Source organism: Pseudomonas sp. REP124 (assembly GCF_020164475.1).
In the GTDB taxonomy this organism is placed as follows: Bacteria; Pseudomonadota; Gammaproteobacteria; order Pseudomonadales; family Pseudomonadaceae; genus Aquipseudomonas.
On record NZ_JAIQWX010000029.1, the window covers coordinates 1 to 14,984 of the forward strand.

Here is a 14,984-nt window from a genome sequence, read left to right on the forward strand (position 1 = left end):
ATGGTCGTAAACGATAATGCGGGAGACCTGAGGCCCCGCGGTGTTCTTGGGTCCATCGCGAGCAAGCTCGCTCCTACAGGGGGAGTGTGTCATTCAGTGAAGTTTGGGATGCGCCCGTTGAGGGAAGGCCGGTAGTTCCACTTAAGGGTATCCAGCACAGGATTGACCGCCAGAATCCGTGCAACTGTCGCGCTGGCGATGCTTAACGCCAGCTTCTGCCCGGGACATTGATGGTGGCCGGCACCAAACGTGAAGCTGCGTCGGTTCGGGCGCTCGAGCAGAAAACGGTCGGGATCGTCGTTGAGTTGCGGGTCGCGGTTGGCAGATGTCAGCAGAACGAGAACGGTGTCCCCGGCGTTCAGCCTGACACCCTCGATTTCACACGACGTGCTGACGAAGCGCCGGGTGTTCTGCACCGGCGGATCGAAGCGCTGGACTTCGGCCAACAGATCGTCGATGTCGATCGATTCCCTGTGCAGGGCCGGCTGTTGCTTGAGCGCCAGTACGCTGTTGCCGATCAACCCGGCTGTGGCTTCAAACGTCTGCGACAACAGGCCAATGAGGTTGGCGGTCAGGGTTTGCGGGTCGGTCGATGCCTTGGCGAAACGCTGGCAAATGCCTGACAGCAGGGCAGTACGAGGCATCTGATCGTCCAGCAGCTCCATGAAGTAGCCGCCCAACTGTTCGGCGGCCGCATTGGCGGCTTCCCGTTGCGTCGCCGTGCTGAGGGGCGACAGGCAGGCGACGAAGTCCGCGGTCAGCTCACTGATGATGCGCCCCTGCGCTGGTGAAAACCCCAGCAAGGCCGCCACCACGCAAACCGGGCCAAGGAACATCGCCGCTTGCAATCCTTCGGCGCCCGGCGCGATCAATCGGGCCGCGACCAGCGCCTCGACTTCCAGAGGATCGAATAATTGCAGCCCAGGCTCGATGACCGAACGCGGGCAGCGTTGGCGTTCGCCCTCGTTCATCCGCATCAACCGGCCAAACACCTCACCGGCCAGGCTACCGGCAATCGCCTTGGGCACAGGCTCAAGGGCAGGGCGCACGTGACAGTCCGGGTGCGCCAGAACAGCGGCGACGGCGCGAGCGCTGCTGGCCAGCCACAGGTTCAGGCCCGGATGAAAGGTCAGCCCGCCTTCAGCGCGCAACTGCGCGTAGTACGGGTACGGATCGGCATGGGTTGCAGCGATAAGCGGGTCCATGGTCACAGCCTTTGTGGGGGGAAAGTGTTGCTACTATCTCCAGCTCGAACAGGCGTTGATTCGTCCGGGAGCGAAATATGAACGAAGCACACTCAGACATTGGCGTGTCGCAGGTCGCGGCAGCGATCGCGGAGCCAGCCCGCACCAAGATCCTTTGTTCGCTTATGGACGGCCATGCCCGGACCAGCACGGAGCTTGCGGCCATCGCCGAGGTCAGCGCCTCCACCGCCAGCGCCCATCTGGCCAAACTCAAGGACTTGGCGCTGGTGCGGCTGCATGTCCAGGGCCGCCATCGCTATTACAGCCTGGCGGACAAACGGGTGGCCCAGGCCCTGGAAGCCCTGATGGTGATCGGCCAGAACGCAGTGCCCGAGTACCAGTCGCGGACACCCGGCCGCCTGCAGTTCGCCCGCACCTGTTACGACCATATGGCGGGAACCCTGGCCGTATTGCTGCATGACCGGATGATCGAAGCGGGGTGGTTGCAGGAGGTGGGCGAGCAGCTTTACCGGCTGAGCGACAACGGCGAAGCGGTGCTTGAGGGGTTGGGCATCGAGGTCAGGGATCTGGCCATGACACGCCGCCGCTTTGCCTGCCCATGCCTGGACTGGAGCATGCGTCGACCGCATTTGGGCGGGGCGTTGGGGGCCGCGCTGTTGCAGACGGCGATCAGGCGAAAATGGGTGACTCAGGATCTGGACAGTCGCGCCCTGGCCCTGACGGCGTTGGGTCGCAAGGAGATCAGCGCGCGGTTTGGTTTGGTCGTGCCAGCCGAGTCGCCCGTTACGGCAGCCCACACAAAAAATCGCAGCCACCAACAAACCCTGTAGGAGCGGCGGAAGGCTGCGATTTTTGAGGATCAAAAGATCGCAGCCCGCAGCAGCTCCTACAGTTGTTTTCAGCGCAGGGTATACCCGCTATCCACCACCCAATCCTGGCCGATCACGTTACGCGCGCCATTGCCGAGCTGGAACAGAATCACATCGGCAACAGCCCCCGGCTCCAGAAACTGACCGTCGAGCAAACGCTGGTTGACCGTGCTGGCCACGGCGCTCAGCTCTTCGTTCTTGAGACCCAGAGTCGACCAGATGGGTGTCGCGGTCGGGCCTGGGGAAACGGTGTTGATGCGAATGCCGTGGGGCGCCAGCTCTACCGCCAGGGTTCGCGCGTGGTGGATCAGCGCGGCCTTGGAGGCGATGTAGGCGGCCAGGCCCGGGAAAGTCACCTGTGCCAGGAAGGTGCCGATGAACACTACCGAGGCCGACGCCGCCAGATGTCCGCGCAGGCAGGCCAGGGTGTTCAGTGCGCCGGCCCCGTTGACCGCCCATTGCCGGTCGAACGCCGTCAGGTCCAGGCCGTCGGCCAGTTGCGCGATGCCGGCGTTTGGCACCAGGAAACTCACTGGACCCATGGTCGAAGCTTGTTTTGCCAGGCGCTCAAGGTCGGCAGGTTGAGTCACATCACCCGCAACCCACGACAGTTGATTGCCGAAGCGTTCGGCCAATTCCCCCAATCCACCAATCTGACGCGACATCGCCAGCACACGAGCCCCTTGGCCGAGGAGGCGCTCGGTGACGGCCAGGCCAATCCCGGAACTGGCACCAGTGACCACCGCCAGACGATCTTGAAAAGCGTTGTTCATGCAGAGGTTTCCTTTTGGTCAGTAAACTTTTGCAGGTCAAATTCCAAAAAGCGGGCCAAAGTGAGACGCCTTTAAGTACGGGCGTTCCAGGTTGGTTGTAGTTATTTTGACTTGGGTCAAAATTGGTCATTAAGACTTGTGCGCAGTCATAAAGACTCTTAACTGTAGGAGCGAGCATGCTCGCGATGAACGTCAGGACACCGCGGGGCATCAGGCTGCCATCGTTATCGTTGACGACCATCGCGAGCAAGCTCGCTCCTACAGAGGGCGGTGTAGGGCTGTATTTTTTCGGCGCGCTTGAGTAGGGTCGCTGCCCATGAAAGTCATCGGAACAATCCCCATGTCGAACTTCAAGGAAATGGTCCAGCAACTGGACGCCGCCTATCGCCAATGGACAGGCACCGGCCTGCCAACACCCGCCTTTGCAAGCGAAGACGAGCGACTTGAGTGGTTGCACGCCCGGGCGCCTTACGCCTTGCTTGCCCATGGCACGCAGGCCGATCCGGTTTTCTACTATGCCAATGAGCAGGCGTTGGACAGCTTCAAGTACCCACGCGAGCAATTCATCGGCATGCCCTCGCGCTTCAGTGCATCGCCGCTGGACCGCGCCATGCGCCAGACGCTGCTCGAACAGGTCACGGCCAATGGCATCGCCCATGGCTACAGCGGCTATCGGGTCGACAGGGAAGGGCATGCGTTCATGATTCATGAGGGCAAGGTCTGGACGTTGCTTGATCACAATGGCGAGCACCAGGGCCAGGCGGCGCTGTTCTGGCCGGACGCCGAGCGGATCGGGCGGTTGGAGTAATCCGACCGGGGGTAAATGCCCGGGTTGTTTCGTGACGGCAGACGCATTACTGTATATGCAAACAGTACAGGTCCGCCCCATGGAACTCATCGACAAGCTCAGCATTCTCGCCGACGCCGCCAAGTACGACGCTTCCTGCGCCAGCAGTGGTGCGCCCAAGCGCAGTTCCGAGGGCAAGCGGGGACTGGGTTCGACCGATGGCATGGGCATCTGCCACAGCTATACACCGGACGGGCGCTGCGTTTCGCTGCTCAAGGTCCTGCTGACCAATTTCTGCCTCTACGACTGCCAGTACTGCGTCAACCGCCGCTCCAGCGATGTGCCTCGCGCGCGTTTTACGCCGGAAGAGGTGGTGGCGCTGACCCTGGATTTCTACCGGCGCAATTGCGTCAGCGGGCTGTTCCTCAGTTCCGGGATCATCCGCAGCGCCGACTACACCATGGAGCAACTGGTCCGCGTCGCCCGTTTGCTGCGCGAGGAGCATGAGTTTCGTGGCTACATCCACCTCAAGACCATTCCCGAAGCCGATCCGGCTTTGATTGAGGAGGCAGGGCGTTACGCCGACCGCCTGAGCGTCAACATCGAGCTGCCCACCGATGCCAGCCTGCAGACCCTGGCCCCGGAAAAACAGCTGGGCTCGATCAGGCAGGCGATGCGGAACATCTACACCGGCGAGCAAACCGTGCTCAACGAACCCCGGGCGCCCCGATTCGCCCCGGCCGGGCAAAGTACGCAGATGATCGTCGGAGCCGACGACACCGATGACAGCACCATCCTTCATGGCGCGCAGGCGTTCTATGGCAACTTCAAACTGCGCCGGGTCTATTACTCGGCGTTCAGCCCGATTCCCCATAGCCCCAAGAGCGTGCCCCTGGCCGCGCCGCCGCTGATGCGCGAGCACCGGCTGTATCAGGCCGATTTTCTGCTGCGCAGCTACGGCTACTCCGCCGGCGAACTGCTCAAGGGACCGGGGAACCTGGCGTTGGACATCGACCCGAAACTGGCATGGGCGCTGGCCAATCGCGAGGTGTTTCCGCTTGATCTCAATCGCGCCGAGGCATCCCTGATCGCGCGAATCCCCGGTATCGGCCTGCGCACCACCGAGCGTTTGGTGGCATTGCGCCGGGAGCGGCGGATTCGTTATGAGGACCTGGCCCGGATGCGTTGCGTGCTGGCCAAGGCCAAACCCTTCGTGATCACCAGCGATTACCACCCGCAGCAGGCGGAAGTCACCAGCCAGCTGCTTTACCAGCAACTGCGCGACCGGCCTCAGCCGCAACAGATGGGGTTGTGGGGATGATCCACCTCGATTGCGACGACCTGTTCGACAACTGGCGTCAGCAGGCGCGCTGGCTGCTCAGTCACGAGGTCGACCCCAGCCGGGTCAGCTGGGCCAGTGACAGCGTGGCGGATCTGTTTGCCAGTGATGACGCGCCGCCGCAAACCCAGGGGCCGTTCATGGCGCGTGTACCTCGCGCCTTGCTCGATACCCTTGAGCATGCCGCTCAATACCGGGGCGACCAGCGCTGGAGCTTGCTGTATGAAGTGCTCTGGCGGGTCAGTCATGGTGACCGAACAGCAATGCTGGCCGGTGATCGGCTTGGCAGTGAATTAACCAGGAGAATCAAGCAGGTAAAACGTGAAGCTCACCATTTACATGCATTCGTACGTTTTGTGGCGGTGGCCCAGGGGGAGGGTCCGGAATACGTGGCCTGGCACGAACCGGCACACGACATCCTGCGCAGTGCCAGCGAGCATTTCATCGGCCGTATGGGCCGTCACCGCTGGCTGATCGCGACACCCCGCGACGGGGTTTACTACGATGGCGAACAGCTGATTTACCAGCGCCAGTGTCCGCCGCATTGGCAGCAACTGGCGAAAAACGCCGACGATCCCCACAGTGCCATGTGGCTGACCTACTACAGCCATACGTTCAACCCGGCGCGATTGAACCCGAAAGTCATGCAGGGGCATTTGCCGGCGCGGTTCTGGAAAAACCTGCCCGAAGGCGCATTGATTCCCGAGCTGATCACCCAGGCGCGCACCGGCAAACAACAGGACGGCCAAGCCAGCGGGATCAAAGGCAGGACAGGCAAGCGCATCGCCGAGCGCCGCTGATCGCGCCCAACAAAAAGCCCCCCAGTGCCGAGGCAGTGGGGGGCTTCTGTTTGCTGCTGGCGTCAGGTCAAACCTTGACGATCCAGCCCGCTGGCGCTTCGACGTCGCCGGTTTGCACGCCGGTCAGCTCTTTGTAGAGCTTCTGGGTGATCGGGCCGACTTCGGTTTCGCTGTGGAACACGTGCAGGTGGTCTTTGTAGCTGATGCCGCCGATCGGGGTGATCACCGCGGCGGTACCGCAGGCACCGGCTTCCTTGAAGTCCGAGAGCTTGTCGATCAGCACGTCGCCTTCGATCACTTCCATGCCCAGACGGGACTTGGCCAGCTCGATCAGCGACAGACGGGTGATGCCCGGCAATACCGATGGCGATTTCGGGGTCACGAACTTGTCGTCGTGGGTGATGCCGAAGAAGTTGGCCGAACCGACTTCCTCGATTTTCGAGTGAGTCATCGGGTCCAGGTAGATGGCGTCGGCGAAGTGCGCCTTCTTGGCCTGGGAGCCCGGCATCAGGCTGGCGGCGTAGTTGCCGCCGACCTTGGCGGCACCGGTGCCCTGAGGCGCGGCGCGGTCGAAGTCGGAGATGATGAAGTTGTGCGGGGTCAGGCCGCCCTTGAAGTAGGCGCCGACCGGGATGCAGAAGATCGAGAAGATGAATTCCGGCGCGGTACGCACGCCGATGTTGTCACCCACGCCGATCACGAACGGACGCAGGTACAGCGCGCCGCCGGTGCCGTAAGGCGGGATGAAACGCTCGTTGGCGCGAACCACGGCTTTGCAGGCTTCGACGAACTGCTCGGTGTCGACCTGTGGCATCAGCAGGCGACCGCAGCTGCGCTGCATGCGCATCGCGTTCTGGTCGGGACGGAACAGGTTGATCGAGCCGTCCTTGCAACGATAGGCCTTCAGGCCTTCGAAGCATTGCTGACCATAGTGAAGGGCAGTGGAGCCTTCGCTGATGTGCAGCACGTTATCTTCGGTCAGGGTGCCGTTGTCCCACTCGCCATTGCGAAAGTACGACAGATAGCGCTTGTCGGTCTTGATGTAGTCAAAACCCAGCTTGTCCCAATTGATGCTTTCGTTACCCATGACACCCTCTATCACTTAACAACCGTCGAAACGGTACAAGGCTTCTGACGTTTTTTGGATGGGGACAACAATACTTCATTCCGGGCCTGTTTCGCAGCCCGGACTATCGGATGACGGGCAGATAAATCGCATCGGCCTCAAGAAATTGCGAGCAGGCTCGCTCCCACAGGGCAGTGCATTGCAAATGTGGGAGCGAGCCTGCTCGCGATTGCCGCGCTGCGGTTCAGATGTGCAACGCGTGGCCGAGGGCCCGCAACGCCGCTTCCTGCACCGCCTCGCCCAGTGTCGGGTGAGCATGGATGGTGCCGCCGATGTCTTCCAGGCGTGCGCCCATTTCCAGGCTCTGCGCGAACGCGGTAGACAATTCGGAGACCGCGACACCCACCGCCTGCCAGCCGACGATCACATGATTGTCGCGACGGGCGACCACGCGCACGAAGCCGCTTTTGGACTCCAGCGTCATGGCCCGGCCATTGGCGGCGAACGGGAAGCTGGCGACGATGCAGTCCAGACCCGCGGCATTGGCCTCGTCCGGCGTCATCCCGACCACCACCAGTTCCGGATCGGTGAAGCACACGGCGGCGATGGCGGTGGGGTTGAACTCGCGGGATTTGCCGCTGATCAGCTCGGCCACCATTTCGCCCTGGGCCATGGCCCGGTGGGCGAGCATCGGTTCGCCGCTCAGGTCACCGATGGCATAGACGTTGCGCATGCTGGTCTGGCAACGGTTGTCGACCTTGATCGAGGCACCGTTCATCTCCAGGCTCAGCGCTTCGAGGTTCCAGCCTTGGATGTTCGGCTTGCGGCCCACGGCCACCAGCACCTGATCGGTTTCCAGGTTCAGAGTGACGCCTTGCTGGTCCAGCACCTGCAAAGTATTTGAATTGGAATCAAAGCCTTGGACGCTGTGTTTCAAGTAAAGCTTCACGCCGAGCTTGCGCAATTCTTCCTGCACCGGATGGGTAAGTTCGGCGTCGTAGGCCGGCAGGATGCGCTCCTGAGCTTCGACCACGCTGACGTCGGCACCGAGCTTGCGATAGGCAATCCCCAGTTCCAGGCCGATGTAACCACCGCCGACGACGATCAGACGCTTGGGCACGGCAGTCGGCGCCAGGGCTTCGGTGGAGGAGATGATCGGCCCGCCAATCGGCAGCATCGGCAGGTTCACGCTTTTCGAACCGGTGGCCAGCACCAGGTGCTCGCACTGGATGCGGGTATCGCCGACATCGACGGTTTTGCCGTCGACCACCTTGGCCCAGCCCTGAATCACCTGAACCTTGTTCTTTTTCAGCAGCGCGGCGACTCCGGTGGTCAGGCGATCGACAATGCCGTCCTTCCACTCGACGCTCTTGCCGATGTCCAGAGTTGGCGCCGACACGTTGATGCCCAGCGCCGAATGCTGGTTGTGGTGGCGGGTCTGATGAAACTGTTCGGCGACGTGAATCAGCGCCTTGGACGGAATGCAGCCGATGTTCAGGCAGGTACCGCCCAGGGATTCGCCCTCGACCAGAATGGTCGGGATGCCCAGTTGGCCGGCACGGATCGCCGTCACATAACCGCCAGGGCCGCCGCCGATGATCAGCAGTGTGGTGTTCAAAGTTTGCATGCAGCTCTCCACCAGAAATCAGTCCACAAACAAAGTGGCGGGTTGTTCGAGCAGGCCGCGCACGGCCTGGATGAAGAGCGCCGCGTCCATGCCGTCGACCACGCGGTGATCGAACGAACTGGAGAGGTTCATCATCTTGCGGATCACCACCTGGCCTTTGATCACCATCGGCCGTTCGACGATCTTGTTCACCCCCACAATCGCCACTTCCGGCAGGTTCAGCACCGGGGTGCTGACGATGCCGCCCAGCGCGCCGAGGCTGGTCAGGGTAATGGACGAGCCAGACAGCTCATCGCGGCTGGCCTTGCCGTTGCGCGCGGCGGTAGCCAGACGGGAAATCTCCGCAGCGCTGTCCCACAGGCTGCGCGCCTCGGCGTGACGCACCACCGGAACCATCAGGCCGATATCGGCCTGGGTGGCGATGCCCACATGCACCGCGCCGAGACGGGTGATCACCTGGGCTTCGTCGTCGTAGCGGGCGTTGATCTGCGGGAAATCGCGCAGGGCGACGACCAGGGCGCGGACCAGGAACGGCAGCAGGGTCAGCTTGCCGCGGGTCGCGCCGTGTTTTTCGTTCAGGTGCGCACGCAATTCTTCGACAGCGGTGACGTCGATTTCCTCGACATAGCTGAAGTGCGCGGCGCGCTGGGTGGCTTCCTGCATGCGCTGGGCAATCTTGCGGCGCATGCCGATGACCTGAATCTGCTCTTCATCGTTGCGCTGCACATAGGCGCTGCTCACGGACGAAGCATTGGACTGGCCCTGCGCCAGATAGGCATCGAGGTCTTCATGCAGTACGCGACCGGCCGGGCCGGATCCGCGCACGAGACGCAATTGAATACCAAGGTCCAGCGCATGTTTGCGCACGGCCGGGGAGGCCAGCGGACGCTCATCAGCTGTGCGCGCGACCATCGGAGCCTGGCAAACCGGAGTCGGACGCGGGGCAGCCACCGGAGCGGGTTTGCTTTCGACGACCGCATCTACCTTGGGCGCGGCCACTGGCGCTTCTTTAACGGCAGCGGCAGGCGCCGGCTGTTGCGCGGATTCTTTGACGTTACCCGCACCTTCCACTTCGATGCTGATCAGCACGCTGCCGACCGCCATCACTTCACCCGGCTGACCGCCGAGGGCAATCACCTTGCCATGCACCGGCGATGGAATGTCCACCATCGCCTTGTCGGTCATGACATCGGCCAGCACCTGATCTTCGACGACCATGTCGCCAACCTTGACGTGCCATACCGACAGTTCAACTTCTGCAATGCCTTCGCCAATGTCCGGCATTTTAATAACGTGCGTGCCCATTCAGACCTCCATGACCCGTTTCAAAGCCGCGCCCACTCGGGACGGACCGGGGAAATACGCCCACTCTTGCGCGTGCGGGTAGGGGGTGTCCCAACCGGTGACGCGTTCGATCGGCGCTTCCAGGTGATGGAAGCAGTGCTCTTGCACCAATGCGGCCAGTTCGGCGCCGAAACCGCAGGTGCGGGTCGCTTCGTGGACGATCACGCAACGGCCGGTTTTCTTCACCGACTTGGTGATGGTTTCCAGGTCCAGCGGCCACAAGCTGCGCAGGTCGATGACCTCAGCGTCGACACCGCTTTCTTCAGCGGCCACTTGCGACACATAGACGGTGGTGCCGTAGGTCAGGATGGTCACATCCTTGCCCGGGCGGGTGATGGCGGCGACGTCCAGCGGCACGGTGTAGTAACCGTCCGGAACCTGCGCTGCCGGGTGTTTCGACCACGGGGTTACCGGGCGGTCGTGGTGGCCGTCGAACGGGCCGTTATAGAGGCGCTTTGGCTCGAGGAAGATCACCGGATCATCGTTTTCGATGGAGGCGATCAGCAGGCCCTTGGCGTCGTAGGGGTTGGACGGCATGACAGTACGCAGGCCGCAAACCTGGGTGAACATCGCCTCGATGCTCTGGCTGTGAGTCTGGCCGCCGTAGATGCCGCCGCCGCAAGGCATGCGCAGGGTCATCGGCGCGGTGAACTCGCCAGCCGAGCGATAACGCAGGCGCGCGGCTTCGGAGATGATCTGGTCGGAAGCCGGGTAGACGTAGTCGGCGAACTGGATTTCGGCGACCGGACGCAGGCCGTAGGCACCCATGCCCACGGCGACGCCGACGATGCCGCTCTCGGAGATCGGCGCGTCGAACACCCGCGAGGTGCCGTACTTGTTCTGCAGGCCTTCGGTGCAACGGAACACGCCGCCGAAGTAACCGACGTCCTGGCCGAACACCACCACATTGTTGTCGCGCTCAAGCATCACGTCCATGGCCGAGCGCAGGGCCTGGATCATGGTCATGGTGGTCGTGGTCATGGCGGTATCCAGCTGAATATTGTTGTTGTGATCGTTCATGTCAGATCCCCAACTGCTGACGCTGGCGCTTCAAGTGCTCCGGCATCTCTTTATAGACGTCTTCGAACATGGTCGCGGCGCTTGGAATCTGGCCGCCGGCGAGGGTGCCGAACTGCTCGGCCTGCTTCTGCGCGGCGATCACTTCGGCTTCAAGCTCGGCGCTGACGGCGGCGTGTTCCTCTTCGGACCAGTGGCCAACCTTGATCAGGTGCTGCTTGAGACGCGCAATCGGGTCACCCAGCGGGAAGTGGCTCCAGTCGTCGGCGGGACGGTATTTGGACGGATCGTCGGAGGTCGAGTGCGGGCCGGCGCGGTAGGTGACCCATTCGATCATGGTCGGGCCGAGGTTGCGCCGGGCGCGTTCGGCGGCCCAGGCGGAAGCGGCGTAGACCGCGTAGAAATCGTTGCCGTCGACCCGCAGCGAGGCGATGCCGCAACCGACGCCACGACCGGCGAAGGTGGTGGCTTCACCACCGGCAATCGCCTGGAAGGTGGAGATCGCCCACTGGTTGTTCACCACGTTGAGGATCACCGGCGCGCGGTACACGTGGGCGAAGGTCAGGGCCGTGTGGAAGTCGGACTCGGCGGTGGCGCCGTCGCCGATCCAGGCCGAAGCGATTTTCGTGTCGCCCTTGATCGCCGAGGCCATGGCCCAACCGACGCCCTGGACGAATTGGGTGGCGAGGTTGCCGGAAATGGTGAAGAAGCCGGCATCTTTGACCGAATACATGATCGGCAGCTGGCGGCCTTTGAGCGGGTCCTTCTCGTTGGACAGCAACTGGCAGATCAGATCCACCAGCGGTACGTCACGAGCCATCAGGATGCTTTGCTGGCGGTAGGTCGGGAAGCACATGTCATCGATGTTCAGTGCCAGCGCTTGGGCGCTGCCGATGGCTTCTTCGCCGAGGCTCTGCATGTAGAAGGACATTTTCTTCTGGCGCTGGGCGACCACCATGCGGTTGTCGTAGATCCGCGTCTTGAGCATGGCGCGCATGCCTTTACGCAGGATCTCCACCGGCACGTTTTCGGCCCACGGTTCCAGGGCATTGCCCTGATCATCGAGCACGCGAATCAGGCCACGGGCCAGGTCAGCGGTGTCCGAGGGTTCTACGTCGACAGGTGGCTTGCGCACGGTGCCGGCATCGGTCAGGTGCAGGTAGGAGAAGTCGGTTTTACAGCCCGGGCGGCCCGAGGGTTCAGGGACGTGCAGGCGCAGCGGTTCATACGCTTGGGTCATGGCTTCTACGCTCGATCTTGTGAATTTCTTGTAGTGAGCTGACAGATTTCGTTCGATGGAAGAAATCTTGTCCTACAACAATCATAGGCCCGGCCAAGGAGAATATTTCTCTCTGTTTCGTTGCGCTAAAGACTATTTGCAGATAAAAAATCTGCACACGAATAAAAAACAGGTGTTTTTGTCTCATGCGCAAACTTGACCGTACCGATATAGGCATTCTCAACAGCCTTCAGGAGAATGCGCGCATCACCAACGCTGACCTTGCGCGTTCGGTGAACCTGTCGCCGACACCGTGTTTCAACCGGGTCAAGGCGATGGAAGAGCTGGGGGTGATTCGCGAGCAGGTGACGCTGCTGGACGCCGACATGCTGGGGCTGCATGTGAACGTGTTCATCCATGTCAGCCTGGAAAAGCAGGTGGAGAGGGCGCTGCAGCATTTCGAGGAGGCGATTTCCGATCGCCCGGAGGTGATGGAGTGCTACCTGATGGCCGGTGATCCGGACTATCTGATCCGAGTATTGGTGCCGAGCATCCAGTCGCTGGAGCGCTTCATGATGGACTTTCTGACCAAGGTGCCGGGGGTGGCGAATATCCGTTCCAGCTTCGCGCTCAAGCAGGTGCGCTACAAGACGGCGCTGCCGTTGCCGGCGAACGGACTGACCCTCGATATCTGAACGAAACCCCTGTAGCAGCTGACGAGCACCGCGAGGCTGCGTCCGCGATATTCCTGACACCGATGTCATTCAGGTCGATCGCTGACGCAGCCTCGCGGTGCTCGTCAGCTGCTACAAGAGAATCAGAATTGATTCAGGGGGATTTTCAGATAGGTAACGCCGTTGTCTTCCGCCGGCGGCAGGTTCCCCGCCCGCACATTGACCTGAATCGCCGGCAGCAACAGCGTCGGCATGCCCAACCCCGCATCGCGCTGGGTGCGCATCGCAACGAACGCCGCTTCATCGACGCCATCGCGCACATGAATGTTGTTTTTGCGCTGTTCGCCCACGGTGGTCATGCACTGCGGTGCGCGGCCTTCAGGCGGGTAATCGTGGCAGACGTAGAGGCGCACGCTGGCGGGGAAGGCCAGCAGCTTGTGAATCGAGGCATACATCTGGTTGGCATTGCCGCCGGGAAAGTCGCAGCGCGCGGTGCCCACGTCCGGCATGAACAAGGTGTCGCCGATCAGAATCTGCTCACCGTCGATCAGGTAGGCCATGTCCGCCGGGGTATGCCCGGGCACATGCAGGGCGGTGGCCTTGAGGTTGCCGATCATGAACGACTCGTCGGGGGCGAACAGGTGATCGAACTGCGAGCCGTCGATGCAGAATTGCGGCTCCAGGTTGAACAGCGTCTTGAACACGTTCTGCACCTTGCAGATCGACTCGCCGATGGCAATCTTGCCGCCCAGCTCCCGACGCAGGTACGGCGCGGCGGACAAGTGATCGGCGTGGGCGTGGGTTTCCAGTAGCCATTGCACCTGCAGACGGTGCTGGCGCACGAAGGCGATGATCCGGTCGGCCTGCACGGTGGTGGTGCGCCCGGCGGCGGCGTTGTAGTCGAGCACCGGATCGACGATCGCGCATTGCCCGCCATCGGCTTCGTGGATCACGTAACTGTAGGTGGACGAGGCTTCGTCGAAAAAGGCTTCAATCAAGGCAGGCATGGTGACGGTTTCTGTCATGGGCAAGCCAAGAGGGTAGATTCATTTTCCCATTGCTGACCAGTCCCCCTCTCAATTCTGCGTCAATCAAGCCGACACAAGATCCCTGTAGCAGCTGTCGAGCTTGCGAGGCTGCGTTCGGCGGCGCAGCCGTCGCAAAACCTGAGTACGAGGTCAGTCTGAAACACCGCGCCGCCTGATTTCACGACGGCTTCGCCGCCGAACGCAGCCTCGCAAGCTCGACAGCTGCTACATGAAGCGAGTCGTGCAGGAGTGGGTATAAGCATTATCCTGTTACTCAATCGATACCGGGCGTTCCCGGCCTTTGTCATGGATTACGAGCGTTTTATGTTGCTGGCGAGTTTTTTTGGGGTGGTGATGGGGTTGGTGCTGGGCCTGACCGGAGCCGGCGGCGGCATTCTGGCCGTGCCGGCGTTGGTGCTCGGCCTGGGTTGGACCATGACCCATGCGGCGCCGGTCGCGCTGTTCGCAGTGGGCAGTTCGGCTGCGGTCGGTGCAATCGACGGCTTGCGTCATGGCCTGGTGCGCTATCGCGCGGCGATGTTGATCGCGGCGCTGGGCGCGGTGTTTTCACCGGTGGGCATCTACTTTGCCCATCAGCTGCCGGAAAAGGTCCTGATCATCCTGTTCAGCCTGCTGATGGTCATGGTCGCCGCGCGAATGTTGCGCCGCGAGCGCAAGGAAGAGGGCCCCAGCGATCACGGTCACGCCAACTGGGGGCAGAAGAACTGCATGCTCGACCAGCACACCGGACGCTTTTCCTGGACCGCTAAATGCACCGCGACCCTCGCCGCCCTCGGCGCGGTGACCGGCGTGGTCTCGGGATTGCTTGGGGTAGGCGGCGGCTTCCTGATCGTGCCGGCGTTCAAGCAACTGACCGACGTGCAGATGCGTGGGATCATCGCCACCTCGCTGATGGTGATCAGCCTGATCTCGGCCATTGGTGTCATCGGTGCGCTGCATGCCGGGGTGCGCATCGACGGACTCGGAGCATCGTTTATCGCTTCGAGCATCGTCGGCATGATCGTCGGCCGCAAACTCTGCGCCCGGGTGCCGGCGCGGGTGTTGCAGGTGGGGTTTGCCAGCGTCTGCCTGATCGTCGCAGCCTACATGCTGCTGCGCACGGCCCTCTGAACACCACAATCCCCTGTAGGAGCGAGCTTGCTCGCGATGGTCGTCAACGATAACGCTGGGTATCTGACAGCCCGCGGTGCCTGTGCCTCCATCGCGAGCAAGCTC

14 protein-coding genes are annotated in these 14,984 nt (G+C 62.1%); 6 read left to right on the forward strand and 8 right to left on the reverse strand.

Annotation, left to right across the window (positions count from 1 at the left end):
• Positions 1 to 89: 89 nt before the first annotated feature.
• Positions 90 to 1,205 carry a cytochrome P450 gene (locus K9857_RS09835; RefSeq protein ID WP_224535289.1) on the reverse strand — a complete coding sequence of 372 codons (1,116 nt, stop codon included), beginning with the start codon at positions 1,203 to 1,205 and terminating at the stop codon, positions 90 to 92.
• 77 nt (positions 1,206 to 1,282) lie between these two features.
• On the opposite strand from K9857_RS09835, the gene K9857_RS09840 reads away from it, so the two are divergent.
• Positions 1,283 to 2,035: an ArsR/SmtB family transcription factor gene (locus K9857_RS09840; protein ID WP_224535291.1), complete on the forward strand. Its 753-nt coding sequence runs from the start codon at positions 1,283 to 1,285 to the stop codon at positions 2,033 to 2,035.
• 68 nt (positions 2,036 to 2,103) lie between these two features.
• Here K9857_RS09840 and K9857_RS09845 read toward each other — a convergent pair whose 3' ends face one another.
• Positions 2,104 to 2,847 carry an SDR family NAD(P)-dependent oxidoreductase gene (locus K9857_RS09845; RefSeq protein ID WP_224535293.1) on the reverse strand — a complete coding sequence of 248 codons (744 nt, stop codon included), beginning with the start codon at positions 2,845 to 2,847 and terminating at the stop codon, positions 2,104 to 2,106.
• 340 nt (positions 2,848 to 3,187) lie between these two features.
• On the opposite strand from K9857_RS09845, the gene K9857_RS09850 reads away from it, so the two are divergent.
• The 3 genes from K9857_RS09850 (at position 3,188) to K9857_RS09860 (ending at position 5,773) form a co-directional block, all read left to right on the forward strand.
• Complete coding sequence (locus tag K9857_RS09850) at positions 3,188 to 3,655, forward strand: MEKHLA domain-containing protein (protein WP_224535295.1); 468 nt, start codon at positions 3,188 to 3,190, stop codon at positions 3,653 to 3,655.
• Between the two features lie 79 nt (positions 3,656 to 3,734).
• Entirely contained in the window at positions 3,735 to 4,955 is a 1,221-nt protein-coding gene (locus K9857_RS09855; RefSeq protein ID WP_224535296.1) for a putative DNA modification/repair radical SAM protein, read from the forward strand.
• Positions 4,952 to 5,773, forward strand: a complete 822-nt coding sequence (locus K9857_RS09860) for a TIGR03915 family putative DNA repair protein (protein ID WP_224535298.1) — start codon at positions 4,952 to 4,954, stop codon at positions 5,771 to 5,773. Before K9857_RS09855 ends, K9857_RS09860 begins: the two co-directional genes overlap by 4 nt.
• A 67-nt stretch (positions 5,774 to 5,840) precedes the next feature.
• Here the strand turns inward: K9857_RS09860 and K9857_RS09865 are convergent, their stop codons facing one another.
• The 5 genes from K9857_RS09865 to K9857_RS09885 form a co-directional block, all read right to left on the reverse strand.
• The gene (locus tag K9857_RS09865; RefSeq protein ID WP_224535300.1) at positions 5,841 to 6,860 is read right to left on the reverse strand and encodes a branched-chain amino acid aminotransferase; all 1,020 of its coding nucleotides are present in this window, start codon (positions 6,858 to 6,860) and stop codon (positions 5,841 to 5,843) included.
• 223 nt (positions 6,861 to 7,083) lie between these two features.
• Positions 7,084 to 8,466 (reverse strand): dihydrolipoyl dehydrogenase, encoded by a 1,383-nt coding sequence (gene lpdA / locus K9857_RS09870; RefSeq protein WP_224535301.1) that lies wholly within the window; start codon positions 8,464 to 8,466, stop codon positions 7,084 to 7,086.
• A gap of 18 nt (positions 8,467 to 8,484) precedes the next feature.
• The gene (locus K9857_RS09875) at positions 8,485 to 9,771 is read right to left on the reverse strand and encodes a dihydrolipoamide acetyltransferase family protein (RefSeq protein WP_224535303.1); all 1,287 of its coding nucleotides are present in this window, start codon (positions 9,769 to 9,771) and stop codon (positions 8,485 to 8,487) included.
• Positions 9,772 to 10,830, reverse strand: a complete 1,059-nt coding sequence (locus K9857_RS09880) for an alpha-ketoacid dehydrogenase subunit beta (protein ID WP_224535305.1) — start codon at positions 10,828 to 10,830, stop codon at positions 9,772 to 9,774. It abuts the gene before it with no gap.
• Position 10,831: 1 nt separating this feature from the next.
• On the reverse strand, positions 10,832 to 12,067 hold the full coding sequence (locus K9857_RS09885) for a 3-methyl-2-oxobutanoate dehydrogenase (2-methylpropanoyl-transferring) subunit alpha (protein WP_224535307.1): 1,236 nt from the start codon (positions 12,065 to 12,067) through the stop codon (positions 10,832 to 10,834).
• 185 nt (positions 12,068 to 12,252) lie between these two features.
• Between K9857_RS09885 and bkdR the strand changes: the two genes are divergently transcribed.
• Entirely contained in the window at positions 12,253 to 12,741 is a 489-nt protein-coding gene (gene bkdR / locus K9857_RS09890; RefSeq protein ID WP_175377262.1) for a Bkd operon transcriptional regulator BkdR, read from the forward strand.
• A 122-nt stretch (positions 12,742 to 12,863) separates the two neighbouring features.
• Here the strand turns inward: bkdR and K9857_RS09895 are convergent, their stop codons facing one another.
• Positions 12,864 to 13,727 carry an MBL fold metallo-hydrolase gene (locus K9857_RS09895; RefSeq protein ID WP_224535309.1) on the reverse strand — a complete coding sequence of 288 codons (864 nt, stop codon included), beginning with the start codon at positions 13,725 to 13,727 and terminating at the stop codon, positions 12,864 to 12,866.
• A 345-nt stretch (positions 13,728 to 14,072) separates the two neighbouring features.
• On the opposite strand from K9857_RS09895, the gene K9857_RS09900 reads away from it, so the two are divergent.
• On the forward strand, positions 14,073 to 14,879 hold the full coding sequence (locus K9857_RS09900; protein WP_224535377.1) for a sulfite exporter TauE/SafE family protein: 807 nt from the start codon (positions 14,073 to 14,075) through the stop codon (positions 14,877 to 14,879).
• Positions 14,880 to 14,984: the final 105 nt, after the last annotated feature.

Excerpts from the sequence above, each read along its gene's own strand:
- K9857_RS09900 (WP_224535377.1), top strand. The coding sequence starts at position 14,073 with ATGTTGCTGGCGAGTTTTTTTGGGGTGGTGATGGGGTTGGTGCTGGGC.
- K9857_RS09895 (WP_224535309.1), bottom strand. The coding sequence starts at position 13,727 with ATGCCTGCCTTGATTGAAGCCTTTTTCGACGAAGCCTCGTCCACCTAC.
- K9857_RS09875 (WP_224535303.1), bottom strand. The coding sequence starts at position 9,771 with ATGGGCACGCACGTTATTAAAATGCCGGACATTGGCGAAGGCATTGCA.
- K9857_RS09865 (WP_224535300.1), bottom strand. The coding sequence starts at position 6,860 with ATGGGTAACGAAAGCATCAATTGGGACAAGCTGGGTTTTGACTACATC.
- K9857_RS09885 (WP_224535307.1), bottom strand. The coding sequence starts at position 12,067 with ATGACCCAAGCGTATGAACCGCTGCGCCTGCACGTCCCTGAACCCTCG.
- K9857_RS09840 (WP_224535291.1), top strand. The coding sequence starts at position 1,283 with ATGAACGAAGCACACTCAGACATTGGCGTGTCGCAGGTCGCGGCAGCG.
- K9857_RS09860 (WP_224535298.1), top strand. The coding sequence starts at position 4,952 with ATGATCCACCTCGATTGCGACGACCTGTTCGACAACTGGCGTCAGCAG.
- K9857_RS09850 (WP_224535295.1), top strand. The coding sequence starts at position 3,188 with ATGTCGAACTTCAAGGAAATGGTCCAGCAACTGGACGCCGCCTATCGC.
- bkdR (WP_175377262.1), top strand. The coding sequence starts at position 12,253 with ATGCGCAAACTTGACCGTACCGATATAGGCATTCTCAACAGCCTTCAG.
- K9857_RS09845 (WP_224535293.1), bottom strand. The coding sequence starts at position 2,847 with ATGAACAACGCTTTTCAAGATCGTCTGGCGGTGGTCACTGGTGCCAGT.
- K9857_RS09855 (WP_224535296.1), top strand. The coding sequence starts at position 3,735 with ATGGAACTCATCGACAAGCTCAGCATTCTCGCCGACGCCGCCAAGTAC.
- K9857_RS09880 (WP_224535305.1), bottom strand. The coding sequence starts at position 10,830 with ATGAACGATCACAACAACAATATTCAGCTGGATACCGCCATGACCACG.
- K9857_RS09835 (WP_224535289.1), bottom strand. The coding sequence starts at position 1,205 with ATGGACCCGCTTATCGCTGCAACCCATGCCGATCCGTACCCGTACTAC.
- lpdA (WP_224535301.1), bottom strand. The coding sequence starts at position 8,466 with ATGCAAACTTTGAACACCACACTGCTGATCATCGGCGGCGGCCCTGGC.